General features: G+C 61.9%; 19 protein-coding genes. 16 read left to right on the forward strand and 3 right to left on the reverse strand.

Annotation, left to right across the window (positions count from 1 at the left end):
* Positions 1–88: 88 nt before the first annotated feature.
* Positions 89–1039 carry a LysR family transcriptional regulator gene (locus ABIE32_RS15705; protein ID WP_224149304.1) on the reverse strand — a complete coding sequence of 317 codons (951 nt, stop codon included), beginning with the start codon at positions 1037–1039 and terminating at the stop codon, positions 89–91.
* A gap of 144 nt (positions 1040–1183) precedes the next feature.
* Between ABIE32_RS15705 and ABIE32_RS15710 the strand changes: the two genes are divergently transcribed.
* The 16 genes from ABIE32_RS15710 to ABIE32_RS15785 all read left to right on the forward strand — a co-directional run bounded on the left by ABIE32_RS15710 (position 1184) and on the right by ABIE32_RS15785 (position 15212).
* Positions 1184–2371, forward strand: coding sequence for a muconate/chloromuconate family cycloisomerase (locus ABIE32_RS15710; protein WP_429017528.1), 1188 nt, complete (start codon positions 1184–1186; stop codon positions 2369–2371).
* A 51-nt stretch (positions 2372–2422) separates the two neighbouring features.
* The gene (catA, locus tag ABIE32_RS15715; RefSeq protein WP_224149302.1) at positions 2423–3358 is read left to right on the forward strand and encodes a catechol 1,2-dioxygenase; all 936 of its coding nucleotides are present in this window, start codon (positions 2423–2425) and stop codon (positions 3356–3358) included.
* A 78-nt stretch (positions 3359–3436) separates the two neighbouring features.
* Positions 3437–4798 (forward strand): Rieske 2Fe-2S domain-containing protein, encoded by a 1362-nt coding sequence (locus tag ABIE32_RS15720; protein ID WP_429017530.1) that lies wholly within the window; start codon positions 3437–3439, stop codon positions 4796–4798.
* The gene (gene benB, locus ABIE32_RS15725; RefSeq protein WP_429017531.1) at positions 4795–5295 is read left to right on the forward strand and encodes a benzoate 1,2-dioxygenase small subunit; all 501 of its coding nucleotides are present in this window, start codon (positions 4795–4797) and stop codon (positions 5293–5295) included. Before ABIE32_RS15720 ends, benB begins: the two co-directional genes overlap by 4 nt.
* An 18-nt stretch (positions 5296–5313) precedes the next feature.
* Positions 5314–6333: a benzoate 1,2-dioxygenase electron transfer component BenC gene (benC, locus tag ABIE32_RS15730; RefSeq protein WP_429017533.1), complete on the forward strand. Its 1020-nt coding sequence runs from the start codon at positions 5314–5316 to the stop codon at positions 6331–6333.
* A gap of 14 nt (positions 6334–6347) precedes the next feature.
* Complete coding sequence (gene benD / locus ABIE32_RS15735; protein WP_429017671.1) at positions 6348–7121, forward strand: benzoate diol dehydrogenase BenD; 774 nt, start codon at positions 6348–6350, stop codon at positions 7119–7121.
* A gap of 68 nt (positions 7122–7189) precedes the next feature.
* On the forward strand, positions 7190–7606 hold the full coding sequence (locus ABIE32_RS15740) for a RidA family protein (RefSeq protein ID WP_429017535.1): 417 nt from the start codon (positions 7190–7192) through the stop codon (positions 7604–7606).
* Between the two features lie 40 nt (positions 7607–7646).
* A complete protein-coding gene (locus ABIE32_RS15745) occupies positions 7647–8996 on the forward strand; it encodes an MFS transporter (protein ID WP_429017537.1) in 1350 nt (449 codons plus the stop codon).
* 30 nt (positions 8997–9026) lie between these two features.
* Positions 9027–9728, forward strand: a complete 702-nt coding sequence (locus ABIE32_RS15750) for a 3-oxoacid CoA-transferase subunit A (protein WP_429017539.1) — start codon at positions 9027–9029, stop codon at positions 9726–9728.
* Between the two features lie 20 nt (positions 9729–9748).
* A complete protein-coding gene (locus tag ABIE32_RS15755; protein WP_429017541.1) occupies positions 9749–10414 on the forward strand; it encodes a 3-oxoacid CoA-transferase subunit B in 666 nt (221 codons plus the stop codon).
* Positions 10414–10542, forward strand: coding sequence for a hypothetical protein (locus ABIE32_RS15760; protein WP_429017543.1), 129 nt, complete (start codon positions 10414–10416; stop codon positions 10540–10542). Before ABIE32_RS15755 ends, ABIE32_RS15760 begins: the two co-directional genes overlap by 1 nt.
* Positions 10539–11342: a 3-oxoadipate enol-lactonase gene (pcaD, locus tag ABIE32_RS15765; RefSeq protein WP_429017544.1), complete on the forward strand. Its 804-nt coding sequence runs from the start codon at positions 10539–10541 to the stop codon at positions 11340–11342. Before ABIE32_RS15760 ends, pcaD begins: the two co-directional genes overlap by 4 nt.
* An 18-nt stretch (positions 11343–11360) precedes the next feature.
* Entirely contained in the window at positions 11361–11639 is a 279-nt protein-coding gene (catC, locus tag ABIE32_RS15770; RefSeq protein WP_224149292.1) for a muconolactone Delta-isomerase, read from the forward strand.
* Positions 11640–11659: 20 nt separating this feature from the next.
* Positions 11660–12640: a Bug family tripartite tricarboxylate transporter substrate binding protein gene (locus ABIE32_RS15775; protein ID WP_224149291.1), complete on the forward strand. Its 981-nt coding sequence runs from the start codon at positions 11660–11662 to the stop codon at positions 12638–12640.
* 15 nt (positions 12641–12655) lie between these two features.
* Positions 12656–14002, forward strand: coding sequence for an MFS transporter (locus ABIE32_RS15780; protein WP_429017547.1), 1347 nt, complete (start codon positions 12656–12658; stop codon positions 14000–14002).
* Between the two features lie 43 nt (positions 14003–14045).
* Positions 14046–15212, forward strand: coding sequence for a benzoate/H(+) symporter BenE family transporter (locus ABIE32_RS15785; protein ID WP_429017548.1), 1167 nt, complete (start codon positions 14046–14048; stop codon positions 15210–15212).
* Positions 15213–15353: 141 nt separating this feature from the next.
* Here the strand turns inward: ABIE32_RS15785 and ABIE32_RS15790 are convergent, their stop codons facing one another.
* Positions 15354–15782, reverse strand: a complete 429-nt coding sequence (locus ABIE32_RS15790) for a low affinity iron permease family protein (RefSeq protein WP_429017550.1) — start codon at positions 15780–15782, stop codon at positions 15354–15356.
* 60 nt (positions 15783–15842) lie between these two features.
* Positions 15843–16268: a plasmid stabilization protein gene (locus ABIE32_RS15795; RefSeq protein ID WP_429017551.1), complete on the reverse strand. Its 426-nt coding sequence runs from the start codon at positions 16266–16268 to the stop codon at positions 15843–15845.
* Between the last annotated feature and the right edge of the window lie 115 nt (positions 16269–16383).

The following is a 16383-nucleotide window of genomic DNA, read 5'->3' on the forward strand; positions in this document are numbered from 1 at the left end:
TGCGAATCTGCCTGGGCGGCGCCAGTTGGGAAGAACTGAATGAATCTCTGGCAATTCTGGCAGCATTGCTCAAGTGACGGGCTTGATGCTATGCGCGCGGCCTTGCCTTTGCATCTGCAGCCGGGAATGCGTTGGTCTCGAAATCCAGCCAGGGCGGATTCTGGGCATACATCTCGGCAATCAACTGTTTGATCGCAGCGATATACCAGGAATCATCGTTGAACCGGTGGCTGAGGATGATGGGCGAGGTGGCTCGCTCGTCATCGATCAGACGGTAGACCAGGTCGGAGCGCAGCCGCGCCGCTGCCGGCATGATGCACACGCCCATCTCTGCGGCCACCAGGCCCAGCGCAGCCTGCAACTCGCGCACTTCGTGGACTTCGACGGGCTGGATGCCCTGGTCATGCAACAGGCCGAGCACGTGGTCGGCAAAGCTCGGGCGCGGGTCCTTGGGGTAGACGATCAGGCGCTGGTCTGCCAATGCCTGCAGGGTGATGCGGCCACCATCGGCTGCCAGCGGCGATCCCGGTGCGATTGCGAGGGCCAGCTTTTCCTCGCGCAGCACGGTGCGCGCCACCGAGCTGTCGTTGGTCCGGATGCGGCCGAAGCCCAGATCGATGCGGCCGGATTTGAGCTCCTGGATCTGCTGAATGGACCCCATGTCGACCAGGTGGACATCGGTGTCCGGGTAGCGCTTGCGGAACATGCGCACCAGCATGGGGAGTCCGCCATACAACGTGGACGCCACATACGCAATCGAGATCGATTGTCGCTGGCTGCGTCCCACCTGCCGGGCGGCGTTTTTCATCTGATCCACCCGGTGCAGCACCTGTAGTGCCTGCTCGTAGAACAGCCGTCCCGCTTCGGTCAGGCGCACCGGGCGGCTGTTGCGCTGGACGAGTTGCACACCCAGTTCATCCTCCAACTGCTGGATCTGGCGGCTGAGTGGCGGCTGCGCGATATGCATCTGTTCCGCCGCGCGGGTGAAATTACGGGTGGTCGCTACGGCCACGAAATAGCGAATCTGGCGCAAATCCATACGGGAAAACCATATTCAGATGGGATTGAGAGATTTTAAATGATTGTTTTTAAATGGGTAATTGATTAACTATACCTTTGAGGTATTGATTGAGATCAATTTGGTCTTGGATTGCAGCGGGGGTGCCGTCGTTAAATACGAGCCATGCAAAACACACACAGCCCTCAGCACCCAACGTTGCTTTCTGCAGGCACGGTTGTCGTGGATCAGATCGAGACCCTGCTGGTCGATCTGCCGACCATTCGCCCGCACAAACTGTCGGTGGCGACGATGAACGGCCAGACTTTGATGCTGGTGCGCGTGCGCTGTTCGGACGGCACCGTGGGTATTGGCGAAGGCACCACCATTGGAGGCTTGGCCTACGGCGCCGAGTCGCCAGAGGGCATGAAGCTGGCCATTGACACTTATTTCGCGCCGCAGATACGGGGCGCGGATGCCAACCGCGTGTCGGCGCTGATGGCCCGCCTGGGCAAGACCATCCGCGACAACCGTTTTGCCAAGTGCGCCGTCGAGACGGCCCTGTTTGACGCTTTGGGCCAACGCAAGGGATTGCCCGTCTCCGAGCTGCTGGGCGGTAGGCTGCGCGAGCGCCTGCCCGTGGCATGGACATTGGCTTCCGGCGATACGGGGCGCGACATCGAGGAAGCGCAGCGCATGCTGGAGACGCGCCGCCACCAGATCTTCAAGCTCAAGATCGGCCTCAAGCCAGTGCGTGACGATGTGGCGCACGTGGCAGCCGTCAAGAAGGCGCTGGGTGACAAAGCATCGGTGCGGGTGGATGTGAACATGGCATGGAGTGAGCTGGACGCACACCGCGGACTGGCAGGGCTGGTGGATGCTGGCTGCGAGCTGGCCGAGCAGCCGGTGGCCAGCGCTGAGGTGCTCGCGCGCCTCAAGGGCCGCTATCCGATTGCCATCATGGCCGATGAATCACTGACCGGCCCTGCTTCGGCCTTTACGTTGGCACGAGCGGCGGGCGCGGACGTCTTTGCCATCAAGACGGAGCAGTCCGGCGGATTGCAGGCCGCACAACAGGTAGCCGCCATTGCCGATGCAGCGGGTATCGGGCTCTATGGAGGAACCATGCTGGAAGGCGGGGTAGGCACCATTGCGTCGGCCCATGCGTTCTCCACATTCCGCGAGCTGCAATGGGGCACCGAGCTGTTTGGCTCGCTGCTGCTCACCGAAGACATCCTGACCACGCCTCTCGAATACAAGGATTTCCATCTGACAGTGCCGGCTGCGCCGGGGCTGGGCGTCACGCTGGACGAAGACCGGATACAGCATTTCCGTCGTGATCGCCCCCGCATATCCGTTGGCGCTGCGGCCTGACCTGATTTCTTCCCACCTTTTCCACGAAGCATCCATAAAAAGGAGACTGCGATGAGCGTTCAAATTTTCAACACCTCGCAAGTGCAGGACTTTCTGCGCCTGGCCAGCGGCCTGACCAATGACGGCGGCAACCCACGCGCCAAACAGGTCATCCACCGCATCCTGTCCGACCTGTTCAAGGCCATCGAAGACCTGGACATCACATCGGACGAATACTGGGCCGGGGTGGCTTACCTGAATCAGCTGGGCTCCCGTGGGGAGGCTGGCCTGCTGTCTCCCGGTCTGGGCCTGGACCGCTACTTCGACATGCGGATGGACGCAGAGGACGAGGCGCTGGGAGTGAAGAACGGTACGCCGCGAACCATCGAAGGCCCGCTGTATGTGGCGGGTGCGCCAGTGGCGCAGGGCTTTGCACGACTGGATGACGGCAGCGACACAGCCGGTCACACGCTCATCATGCACGGCACCATCTACGGCGCGGATGGCAAGCCGGTTCCCGGTGCGCAGGTCGAGGTATGGCACGCCAACACAAAGGGCTTTTACTCCCATTTCGATCCGACTGGCGAGCAAAAGCCATTCAACATGCGTCGCACCATCATTGCCGATGCGCAAGGCCGCTACAAGTTCCAGAGCATCGTGCCCGTGGGGTACGGCTGTCCGCCCGATGGGCCCACGCAGGCACTGCTCGATCAACTGGGCCGGCACGGCAACCGTCCCGCGCACATCCACTTGTTTGTCACGGCCAACGGCCACCGCAAGCTGACCACGCAGATCAACATCGATGGCGATCCGCTGGTGTTCGATGACTTTGCCTACGCGACCCGTGAAGGCCTGGTGCCCCCGCTGGTGGAGCGCAGCGATGCGGCGAGCATCCAGGCCAACGGTTTGAGTGGCCCGTTCGCGGAGATCGAATTCGACCTGACGCTCAGCGCCCTGGTCGACGGTGTCGACAACCAGATCGTCGACCGTCCGCGCCTGGCGGCCTGAACCTCCCCTGTTTCCCTGTTAGAGCCAGACCGTGGCCGAGCGCCACGGGGGATGGCTGCACCCCAACGAAACCCTACCATGAACACGACTGCTGCTGACAAATACGACGCTGTCGAGACGCTGCTGGAAACGGCGGTGCAAGACGACAAGGAGACCGGTGTCTTTCGCTGCCGCCGCGACATATTCACCAATCCCGAGCTGTTCGAACTGGAGATGAAGTACCTTTTCGAATCGAACTGGGTCTATCTGGCACACGAAAGCCAGATTCCAGACAACAACGACTACTACACCACCACGATCGGTCGCCAGCCCATCATTGTCACCCGCGACAAGCAGGGCGAACTGCATGCGGTGATCAATGCCTGCGCGCACAAGGGCGCCATGCTGTGTCGCCGCAAACATGGCAACAAGGGCAGCTTTACCTGCCCATTCCATGGCTGGACCTTCAACAACAGCGGCAAGCTGCTCAAGGTCAAGGACGAGAAAACAACCGAATACCCAGTCTCCTTCAACCAGAACGGTTCGCACGATCTGACCAAGGTAGCGCGGTTCCAGAGTTACCGTGGTTTTCTGTTCGGCAGCCTGAACCCCAACGTGCAGCCACTGGAGGACTACCTGGGCGAGACGAAAGTCATCATCGACCAGATTGTGGACCAGGCGCCCCATGGTCTGGAGGTGCTGCGTGGCAACTCCAGCTACATCTATGACGGCAACTGGAAGATGCAGATGGAGAACGGCTGCGATGGCTACCACGTCAGCTCGGTGCATTGGAACTATGCGGCCACCATGGGCCGCCGCCACGAGGAGGGCACCAAGGCCACTGATGCCAACAACTGGAGCAAATCGGTGGCCGGCGTCTATGGCTTCGAGAATGGCCATATCCTGCTGTGGACCAATACCTTGAATCCCGAGGTGCGTCCGATCTGGAACCAGCGCGAGCAACTCGCCCAGCGCGTCGGCCAGGAGCGCGCGGACATCATCGTCAGCCAGACCCGCAACCTGTGCCTCTACCCCAATGTATTCCTGATGGACCAGTTCGGCACGCAGATCCGTGTTGCCAGGCCGCTGAGCGTGAACCAGACCGAGATCAGCATCTTCTGTTTCGGCCCCAAGGGCGAAAGCGCCGAAGACCGCGCCATCCGCATCCGCCAGTACGAGGACTTCTTCAATGTCTCCGGCATGGGGACGGCGGATGATCTGGAGGAGTTCCGAGCCTGCCAGGCTGGGTATGCCGGCACGGCCGTGCGCTGGAACGACATGAGCCGTGGCGAGCCGCTGTGGATCGACGGACCCGACGAAAACGCAAGAAAAATGGGCATGAATCCCTTGCTCAGCGGAGAGCGTAGCGAAGACGAAGGCCTGTTCGTGTGTCAGCACAGCTACTGGGCCAGGACGATGCGCCAGGCTTTGAAGCAGGAACGGGAAGGAGTTCAGCCATGAACGCTGCTGCCTCCATGGAATACAACGCCATCTGCGCCTTTCTCTATCGCGAGGCGCGCCATCTGGATGACCGCGAATGGGAGCCCTGGCTGGCGCTGTACGCCCCCGATGCCGAGTACTGGATGCCCGCCTGGGACGATGACGACCGGCTCACCGATGATCCGCAAAGCCAGATCTCGCTGATCTACTACCCCAACCGCAACGGCCTGGAAGACCGGGTCTTCCGCATCAAGACAGAGCGCTCCAGCGCCTCCATGCCCGAGCCACGCACCAACCACATGATTACCAATGTGGAGGTATTGGCCGAGCACAGCGATACGGTGGATGTGCGCTACAACTTTCATACCTTGAGCCACCGCTACAAGCTGACCGATCACTTCTTCGGCACCGTGTTCGTCACGTTGCGCAAGGCGGATGGCGGCTTTCTGATTGGGCGCAAGAAGATTGTTCTGAAGAACGACTACATCCGTCAGGTCATCGATGTCTATCACATCTGACCACCAGGGAGATCGACAATGAACAGCTATCGCATTGCACTGAATTTTGAAGACGGGGTGACCCGTTTCGTGGATTGCAGTGCCAACGAAAAGGTGCTGGATGCGGCCTTCCGCCATCGCATCAACCTGCCCATGGACTGCTCCGACGGTGTCTGTGGCACCTGCAAATGCAAGGCCGAAAGCGGCGCTTACGACCTGGGAGACGACTACATTGAGGACGCGCTGACGGGGGACGAAGCCGCCGAGGGCCTGGTGCTGACCTGCCAGATGGTACCCAGGTCGGACTGCGTGATCTCCGTGCCCGTGCCATCCAGCGCTTGCAAGACGGGTACCGCTGCCTTCCAGGCGACTGTGGCACAGGTAGGGCCCTTTGGCGATGCAGCCTATGAACTGGTGCTGGATGTCGCCGATACGGCGCCAGTGTTCCTCCCGGGCCAGTATGTGAACATCGGTGTGCCGGGCAGTGGCCAGCACCGGTCCTATTCATTCAGTTCGATGCCCGGCGCGCAGCACATGAGCTTCATGATCAAACAGGTGCCAGACGGCCTGATGAGCACCTGGCTGGGCACAGCACAGTCTGGGCAGATGCTGGAGATGACCGGGCCGCTGGGCAGTTTTTATCTGCGCTCGGTGACACGCCCGCTGTTGTTCTTGGCTGGCGGCACAGGGCTGGCGCCGTTTCTGTCCATGCTGGAGGTGCTGGCCATGCACGGCACGAGTCAACCCGTGCATCTGGTCTATGGCGTGACCCGTGACCAAGACCTGGTGATGGTCGATCGGCTAGAGGCGTATGCTGCCCGCATCTCTGGCTTCACGTTCAGCACCTGCGTCGCCGATCCGCAGACCACGCATCCGCGCCAGGGCTATGTGACCCAGCACCTGGCACCCGAGGTGCTGCACAGCGGCAACGTCGATGTCTACCTGTGCGGCCCGCCGCCCATGGTGGAGGCGGTGCAAAAGCACTTCAAGGCAGAAGGCATTGCGCCCGCAAGCTTCCACTACGAGAAGTTCACACCCAACCAGACGGTGGCGTCATGAGTGCAAATACGAACATGAACCAGCGGTTTTCCGGCAAGGTGATGGTGGTCACTGGCGCTGCTCAGGGCATCGGACGCGGAGTAGCGCTACGCGCCGTGGCCGAAGGCGGCAAGGTGCTGTTTGTCGACCGCGCCGATTTCATCACCGATGTGGCGGCCGAGGCGGGCAGCCCACACGCTGTGGGCTTTGTCGCCGATCTCGAAACCTATGAAGGCGCCGACGCTGCGATGGCGTTTGCGGTGAAGACGTTTGGCGGAATCGACATTCTGATCAACGGCGTGGGCGGAGCCATCCGCATGCGGCCCTATGCGGATTTCGAGCCCACACAGATCGATGCGGAAATTCGCCGCTCGCTGATGCCCACGCTGTATGCCTGCCATGCCGTGCTGCCGCATCTGCTGGAGCGCGGCGGCGGCACCATCGTCAACGTTTCATCGAACGCCACGCGCGGCATTCGCCGCGTGCCGTACTCGGCGGCCAAGGGCGGTGTCAATGCCTTGACGCAGGCGCTGGCGATGGAGTATGCGCAGCAGCACGTCCGTGTCGTTGCAACCGCGCCGGGCGGAACCAAAGCGCCGCCCAGACGGGTACCTCGCAACGCGGAGGGCGACAGCGCGCAAGAGCAGGTATGGATGGGTGAAGCGGTTCAGCAGGTCACCGAATCGAGCTTTTTCAAGCGCTACGGCAGTCTGGACGACCAGGTCGGGCCGATTCTGTTCCTGGCATCGGATGAAGCTGCCTACATCACGGGCGCCGTGCTGCCGGTAGCAGGTGGTGACAACGGCTGACCGGCAGCTTCCGCACCTTCCATTCCCACCCTGAAAACCGGCGCTCGCTCGCCGGGCAAGGAGATTCCATGTGTGATCGCAAAGCCGTTATTCCGCCGGGAATGGAGGCGGTATATGAAAAGATCGGCTACGCCCCCGCCTTGAAAGTGGGCAATACCGTCTATGTGTCGGGCCAGATCGGGCGAGATTCGTCGATGCAACTGGTTGAGGCCCGTGAGGCCCAGATCGCGCAGGCGTTCGACAACCTGCGGCTCGTACTGGAGGCGGCGGGTGCGTCGCTTGCAGATGTGGTCGACCTGACGAGCTTTCATACGGACATGCGCGACCTGCCCTTGTTCATGCAGGTGCGCAACCGCTACTTCAAAACGCATCCGCTGCCGGCGTGGACGGCAGTTGGTGCGCACATGCTTGGCGGTGCGCCGGGCTACATCGTGGAAATCAAGGCCGTGGCGGTGCTGCCAGCTGGCCAGACCAAACCAGGCTGAAAGACTCAGTCCTGACACAGAAAAACAGCAGGAGACCGACATGAAGACAATTGAAGTCAACCAGATCATTGACAACGCCCGCTTCACCCGATTTCACTGGATGGTGACGCTCCTGTGCGCCTTGTTGCTGGTGTTTGACGGGTATGACCTGTTCATCTATGGCGCAGTGCTGCCGGTGTTGATGAAGGAATGGGGGCTGACCCCGGTGGAGGCTGGCGCGCTGGGTAGCTATGCGCTGTTCGGCATGATGTTTGGCGCTTTCGTATTCGGCCCACTGGCGGACCGCATTGGCCGCAAGAAGGGCGTGGCCATCAGCTTCGTGCTCTTCAGCGTCTCGACCTTTCTGAGTGGCTTTGCCTCGACACCCACCGAGTTTGGCATTTTTCGCTTCATCGCGGGCCTGGGCTGCGGCGGCCTGATGCCCAATGCCGTGGCGCTGGTAAATGAGTATGCGCCCAAGCGCGCTCGTAGCACCTTGGTGGCCATCATGTTCAGCGGCTACTCGCTGGGCGGCGTGCTGTGCGCCGGCCTGGGTATCTACATGCTGCCGCGCTTTGGCTGGCAGTCCATGTTCTGGGCCGCTGCCGTACCGTTGGTGCTGCTGCCCGTCATTCTGTGGAAGTTGCCGGAGTCGGTCGGCTTTCTGCTGCGCCAGGGTCAGCAGGTCAAGGCGCGCCAGATGCTGGGCCAGGTGGCGCCTCTCGTGCAACTGGGTGCCGATGTGCATCTGGTACAGGCCGATGCGAAGGGCGCGAGCGTGCCCATGCTTGATCTGTTCCAGCAGGGCCGTGCGATGGGTACCTTCATGATCTGGCTGTCCTTCTTCTGCTGCCTGCTGATGGTGTATGCGCTGGGCTCCTGGCTGCCCAAGCTGATGGCTGGTGCCGGCTACAGCCTGGGATCGAGCCTGTCATTTCTGCTGATGCTGAACTTCGGCGGGGTGGTCGGTGCGATTGCCGGTGGCTGGCTGGGCGATCGCTTCAGTCTGCCCAAGGTCGTGGTGGCCTTCTTCACACTGGGAACGGTGTCAATCGCACTGCTGGGCCTCAACAGCCCGATGCCCGTGCTGTACCTGCTGATCGCCATAGCGGGCGCCACCACCATCGGCACGCAGATCCTGCTGTACGCCAATACAGCGCAGTTCTATCCGCTGGCCATTCGCTCCACGGGGCTGGGATGGGCTTCGGGCATTGGCCGCACGGGCGCCATCGTTGGTCCGCTGCTGGGTGGCTGGCTGATGGCAGCGGCCCTGCCGCTGAAGCTGAATTTCCTGGTGTTTGCCGTGCCCGGCCTCGTGGCGGCGCTGGCCATCGGCTGCTTCATTCTCTGGTACAGCGGCAAGGCCGAACTGCCCAGCGTCTCAGGAGCTGTAGCCCGCCCCGTTGTCTGATCCGGCGGTACCGCGCAGAGAGGAGTTTGCATGATCGATAAAACAGTACGCACCGTAGCCGATGCCTTACACGGTGTGAAAGACGGCGCCACGGTACTTGTGGGGGGCTTTGGCACGGCAGGCATTCCCGTCGAACTGATCGAAGGCTTGATCGAGCAGGGCGCCAAGGACCTGACCCTGGTCAACAACAACGCGGGCAATGGCGACCAGGGTTTGGCGGCCTTGCTCAAGGCTGGACGGGTGCGCAAGATCATTTGCAGTTTTCCGCGCCAGGCCGATTCCTGGGTGTTCGATGCGCTTTACCGCAGCGGCCGCATCGAGCTGGAACTGGTGCCACAGGGCAACTTGGCCGAACGGTTGCGGGCGGCAGGAGCCGGTATTGGCGGCTTCTTCTGCCCCACAGGCTATGGAACCGAGCTGGCCAAGGGCAAGGAAACACGCCAGATCGAAGGCCGCTGGTATGTCTTTGAGCAGCCTATTCATGGCGACGTGGCGCTGGTCCAGGCCGAGCGTGGCGACCGTTGGGGCAACCTGACCTACCGCAAGGCTGCGCGCAACTTTGGCCCTGTCATGGCCACCGCCGCGCGCTCCACCATCGCCAGCGTCTTTGAATTGACGGAGCTGGGCGCGCTGGACCCCGAGGCCATTGTCACCCCCGGCATCCACGTGCAGCGAGTGGTGCAGGTACCGCGCGTGAAGACGGAAGCCGGTGGCTTCAAGGCAAGAGGCTGAAATCCAGCAAGGAGCATGGAATGACAACGAACTACCAGCGCCGAACCAAGGATGAAATGGCAAGGCGGATTGCGCAGGACATCCACGACGGCGCCTATGTGAACCTGGGCATCGGTATGCCCACCCTGGTAGCCAACCATCTGCCCGCCGGGGTGGAAGTGGTGCTGCACAGCGAAAACGGCATTCTGGGCATGGGGGCCGCGCCGCCCGAGGGGCAGGAGGACTATGACCTCATCAATGCCGGCAAGCAGCCAGTGACTCTGCTGCCCGGGGGGGCCTTCTTCCACCATGCTGACAGCTTTGCCATGATGCGTGGTGGCCATCTGGATATTTGCGTGCTGGGCGCATTCCAGGTGTCGGCCACCGGTGATCTGGCCAACTGGAGCACGGGCGAGCCCGGTGCCATTCCCGCTGTTGGCGGCGCCATGGATCTGGCTGTCGGAGCCCGGCAGACCTGGGTGATGATGGATCTGCTCACCAAGAAGGGCGAGAGCAAGCTGGTGAGGCAGTGCAGCTATCCGCTGACGGGCCTTGCCTGCGTCAAGCGCATCTATACCGATCTGGCGACATTGGCTTGCACGAGCGCAGGCCTGCAATGGATCGACGGGGTGCCCGGTCTCAGCCGCGAGGCATTGGAAGGCATTGTGGGCTTGCCGATCGCCGCCGCAGCAAAGGAGGGCTTCTGATGAGCACCGTATTCATTTGCGATGCCATCCGCACAACGTCGGGTTGGTATGACCTGCGCGCCATATGCATCGGTGTGGGCCCGAACATTGCCTTGATCGTTGAACCCGTTTGCGTGGAGAAACCATGAGCCAAGCAGCTTTCCAACTGACCACCCAGCGTGGCGACTTCCGGGTTGCCATCGATGGCGATCCTGCTGCGCCAGCGCTGATTCTGAGCAACTCCCTGGGTACCACCCTGGAGATGTGGGCGCCGCAGGTAGCGGCATTGTCCGGGCGTCACCGGCTGATCCGCTATGACACACGCGGCCATGGAGGCAGTCCGGTCACGCCAGGGCCATACAGTTTTGACGACCTGGGCCAGGACGCGCTGGCGGTTCTCGATGCGCTGCAGGTCGAGCAGGCTGCTTTTTGCGGCATCTCGATGGGCGGCCACACGGGGCTGTGGCTGGGCGTGCATGCGGGCCAGCGCTTTGATGCCATCGCTGTCTGCAATAGCGCCGCAAAGATAGGTAACGAACAGGCTTGGCGCGAACGCGCCGCCATGGTGCGCATCGGCGGTGCCGCGGGTATGCAAGAGCTCGCCAATTCCGCACCGGGTCGCTGGTTTACCGAAGGCTTCGTGAGTGCCAACCCTGAAGTTGTGCGACGCGCGCAGCACGGTATTGCACGCATCGACCCCGAAGGCTATGCCGCCTGCTGCGAGGCGTTGGCAACCTCGGATCTGCGTGCCAGCCTCGGGAAGATTCTCACACCCACGCTGTTGCTGGCAGGCGAAAACGACCCGGTTACCACCGTGGCTGACGCGCAAGCCATGCAAGCCGGAATTCCCGGCGCGCAATTCGCCACGGTGCTCGCATCCCATCTCTCGAATCTGGAGGCCCCCCAGGCCTTCAATCAAGCCGTGCTGGACTTTCTCGCCAGCACCTGATCACTCAAAGGAAAACCCATGCTGTATCTGGTTCACATGATCGTCGACATTCCTGCCACCCTGCCGTCCGAAGAGGCTGCGCGCATCAAGGCCGAGGAGAAGGCCTATTCGCAAGCGCTGCAGCACTCGGGCAAATGGCCGCATCTGTGGCGCGTGGTGGGCGAGTACGCCAACTACAGCGTGTTCGACGTAGCAAGCAACGACGAACTGCACGACACACTGAGCCAGCTGCCGCTGTTCCCGTTCATGAAAATCACGGTGACGCCGCTGGCCAAGCACCCTTCTTCCATCCGGTAGACCGAATGCGGAGGATCGCCATGAACCTGAACCGACGAATGCTTTCGCTGTTTGCTGCAGCTCTTGTTTTGCCCGGCGTGGCTATCGCCCAGACCGAAGCGAACTGGCCCAGCAGGCCCATCAAGTGGGTGGTGCCCTTTCCACCTGGTGGCGCGATGGATGCCATTGCCCGCACCCTGGGTGACCAGGCCGCGCGGGAGCTGGGCCAGCCATTCGTGATCGAGAACAGGCCCGGTGCCGGCGGCAACATCGGTGCAGACTATGTAGCCAAGCAGCCGGGCGATGGCTACACCATCATGATCACGTCCATAGGCATGGCGACCAACCCGGCGCTATACACCAAGCTGAGCTATGACCCGGTGAAGGATTTCGCCCCCATCAGCCTGCTGGCCGTGGTGCCCAATGTGCTGGTGGTAAATGCGGCCAAGAGCGCCGACAAGTCCGTCAAGGACGTGCTGGCCCATGCCCGGCGCGAGCCTGGCAAGCTCACCTATGCCTCTGCCGGCAACGGCACCTCGATCCACCTGGCAGGAGAAATGTTTGCAGCGCTGGCCGGTGTGCAATTGCTGCACGTCCCCTACAAGGGCAGCGGCCCGGCGGTCACTGACATGCTCGGTGGCCAGGTCGATCTGATGTTTGACAGCATCACTTCGGCGCGGCCGCATATCCAGTCAGGCAAGCTGCGCGCCCTGGGCGTGACCACGGCCAGGCGCTCATCCGCGCTGCCCGACGTGCCCACCATCGCCGAGGCGGGCGTGCCCGGTTATGAGGTGTCGCCCTGGTTTGCGGTGTTTGCGCCTGCGGGCACGCCCGCCACCGTGTTGGCCAGGCTCAATCAGGTGCTCAACAGTGCGATGAAGCAGCCGGACACCCTGAAGAAGCTCGCCGGAGTGGGTGCAGAGCCTATCGGCTCCACGCCGCAGGAGCTAGCCTCGCACCTGAATCAGGAGCTGGACCGCTGGAGCCGGCTTGTCAAGGAACGCAACATCCGTCTGGATTGAGCGGGAGACTGGACAATGAACTCCGCTGCCGAACACGCGATTCCGTCATTGATCGATAACGAACGGCTGGGCGCCTTCCAATGGCGGGTGCTTGCACTGTGCTTTGTCATTGCGCTGTTCGATGGTTTCGATACGCAGGCCATTGCCTTCACTGGGCCGGCCATTCTGGCTGCCTTCCATTTGCCTGCAGGTTCGCTGGCCCCCATCCTCACGGCCGGCATCATCGGCATGACCATCGGTGCCATGACGCTGGGTATGGTGGGGGACCGCATCGGGCGTCGCCCGACCATCATGCTGAGCCTGGTGATCTTTGGCTGCGCAACGCTTGCCACGGCCTGGTCCACCGACACCAGCCATATCCTGGTGCTGCGCTTCATCGCGGGGCTGGGCATGGGAGGCTGCACGCCCGTGCTGCTGGCGCTGGCGGCCGAGTATGGGCCGGCCCGCCACCGTGGTGCCATCATGACCGGCGTGTTGCTGGGCCTGCCTGCCGGTGCGATGCTGGGCGGGCTGCTTGCTGCGCGCATGCTGCCGCTGATTGGCTGGGAAGGCATCTTCATCGTTGGGGGAGCGGTGCCTCTGGCGATGCTGGTAGTCATCGCACTGATGCTGCCGGAGTCGCTGTATTTCCGCGCCGCGCAAGGGGATGCCGACGGGCAGCGCTATATCGCCAAAGTGCTGTCAAAGATTCTCAGCCGCCCGTTGCCTGCGGGCGTGCATTTCACGGTGCCCGAATCTGCAGTGGAGAGGGCCAGCGTGCGTGCGCTGTTCACCGACGGCAATGCCGGGAAAACCGTCGCGATCTGGGCCATCTACCTGCTCAACTGGGTGGCCTGGTTCATGCTGCTGTCGTGGCTGCCAACGGTGCTCAAGGCGGCGGGTCTGCCTGCGGCAGATGCGCCAATGGGGACGGTGATTGTCAATGCGGTGTTCATCATCTGCGCCATACCGCTGTCATTTCTGTTGCCACGCGTTGACACGCGTCGCTTGCTGATCCTGATGTTCGCCGTTGGCATTGCGGTGGCGTTGGGTCTGAGTGTCGCGGGGCAGAACTGGGCGCTGGTGTTTGTGCTTGCTGGGGCCGCAGGCTTTGGCATTGGGGGCCAGCAGATTGCGCTGAACTATCTGATCGTGGGCTCCTACCCCACGGCATTGCGTGCCACGGCAACGGGCTGGTCCATCGGTATGGGCCGTGCTGGCGCCATTGTGGGGTCTGCGATAGGCGGCGGTTTTCTGGCCTGGGGCGGTCCGTCAGGATTTTTTCTGGCGTTGGCGGTACCTTTGGTGTGGGCAGGCATAGCGGTTCTGAGCCTGAGGCTGCACTCTGCCACTGCCGAGTCAGCGCCGCTGGCTGCACATTGATGTTGGGAAGCCAAGCGCCGGACATGGGGGGAGGTGTGGATTTATGAACTTCAAGGACTGGTCCCTCAGCGCCTGGGTGGCGGGATTTCTGGCGGTACTGATTTCGTACTGTGGGCCACTGGTGATCTTCATTCAGGCCGCGCAGGCCGGTCATATGCCGCCGCAGGCGCTGAGCTCGTGGATCTGGGCCATCTCGATGGGGGCAGGTCTCAGTGGCCTGCTGCTGAGCTGGTGGCTGCGCATACCCGTCATCACGGCGTGGTCCGCGCTCGGTACAGCGTTGCTGCTGAGCCTGTTTCCGCATATCTCCATGCCAGAGGTCGTGGGAGCCTATCTGAGCGCGGCGGCGCTGGTTGTCGTGATCGGCCTGAGCGGGTACTTCGAGAAAATCGTCCACCTCATTCCCAAGGGCATTGCAGCGGGCATGATGGCCGGCATTCTTTTCCAATTCGGGGTGCAGGCTTTCCGTGCCAGCATGGATTTGCCCGCCGTGGTACTGGTCATGTTGGTTGCGTATCTGGCCGGGCGGCGATTCTGGCCGCGCTATACCGTGGTGCTGGTGGCGGTGCTCGGTCTTGTGGTCGCGGCCATCACGGGCAAGACCAATCTGCAGGCCCTGGAGCTGGTACTGGCCGAGCCGGTATTCGTCGCACCCGTGTTCAATCTCGGCACCTTTCTGAGCTTTACCGTGCCTTTGCTGCTGGTGAGCCTGACGGGACAGTACCTCCCGGGGATGGCCGTGCTGCGCCTGGCCGGCTACCACGTCCCGTCACGGGCAGCGGTCACAGGTACGGGGCTGGCATCGCTGCTGGTGGCGTGCTTTGGCGGCATCAGCATCGTGCTGGCATCAATCACTGCTGCGCTGTGCACGGGCAAGGATGCACACCCCGACTCGGACAAGCGCTATGTCGCTGGCATGGCCAATGGTGTTTTCTATCTCCTGGGCGCCACATTCGCAGGCACCATCGTGCTGGTGTTCAGCGCCTTTCCTCCTGCACTGATCGCCGCGCTGGCGGGCCTGGCGCTGATCGGTGCGATTGCCTCCAACATCGGCTTGCTGGCGCAGGAGTCCGTCATCGAGCCAGCGGTCGTCACCTTCCTGGCCACGGCATCGGGGATGACGCTGTTCGGATTGGGCGCAGCCTTCTGGGGCGTGGTGTTCGGCATGGCGTCGCATGGCCTGTTGCATCTGCGTCGCTCGGCTGCCTAGGAGCCTGGGAAAAGGAGTTGCTCGATGACCATTCATGGCGCGCCTGAACCAGGAGCAACAAAGTGGTCACAGGCATCGTGCATATCGGCATGCATCGGCCCGATGAGCCATGTCAGTGCGTATTTTTCCTTTGCAATGGCTTCAGGTTTGTCTGGCTTTCTTCGCCAGTTCGTCAAACTCTTTGCGCAATTCATCCAGTTCCGTTTCATCCAGTTCTTCGAGGGAAAGCATGCGATTGCGTGCGGGCTCGATTGCTCGAATGAGTTCATCCAGCTTGATCTGGATCGCTTCCGTGTCGCTGTTCTGCGTGGATTGGATCAGGAACACCATCAGGAATGTGATGATGGTGGTGCCGGTGTTGATGACCAACTGCCATGTATCGTTGAAATGAAAGATCGGCCCTGACAGGGCCCAGAGCACGATGACTGCACATGCAATGGCAAAACTGGCTGGTCGCCCGCTCAGTCTGGCGACTCTTCTGGCAAGCTGGCTGAATACGGAATGTCTTTGCATGGTCAAGCCTTTCGAAGCGCACTGCGCCGCATGCGTTCCTGGTGGCCCGACTCGCATGGGGAGGGCAGGGGCGCGGGGAGAATGACGGTCTGGAAAATCAGGCGACGGCCTCCGCATTCATTCGTGCTTTGCTGCCTCGGCGTTGCGTTTTCTCGTGGCAGCTGCTTTTTTTGCGGAAGCTGAGCGCTCATCCGCGGTGCGGCTCGCGGATGCCTTGCCTCCCAGACGTCCGCCTTTGCGCCACGCGGAGTGATCCACGGAATGTCCACGGCCCGAACCGGATTTCTTGCCGCCTCCCGTCTCCTTGTTCACAGTGGCCCAAGCCCGCCCTTCTGCCTCCTTTTTGCTGACACCACGGCTTTCGTAGCTCTCCTCGATATGCTCGGCTTGGCGCTTTTGCTTGTCGGTATAGGAAGATTTGTCACCTCTTGGCACGATAGACTCCTTGGGGAAATGGCGTGCAGGGATCGCAACGCAACTGCCTGAAAATGGGCTGCCCCGGTGTGCGCCGTAGGACCAAGGGCTCTGGTCACCTTCATCCATGAATGGTCGAAGGACGGCAGTCAGGCAACCGTGTTGTCGGTAAGAAAAGCCGCGCAGGCCTGCCTCTGCAGCTGCTGCTACGGATGAGGTCCTGCATTCCTTCACCCGGTTTGGC

It is taken from the genome of Comamonas sp. 4034 (assembly GCF_050434545.1).
GTDB lineage: Bacteria > Pseudomonadota > Gammaproteobacteria > Burkholderiales > Burkholderiaceae_C > Comamonas > Comamonas odontotermitis.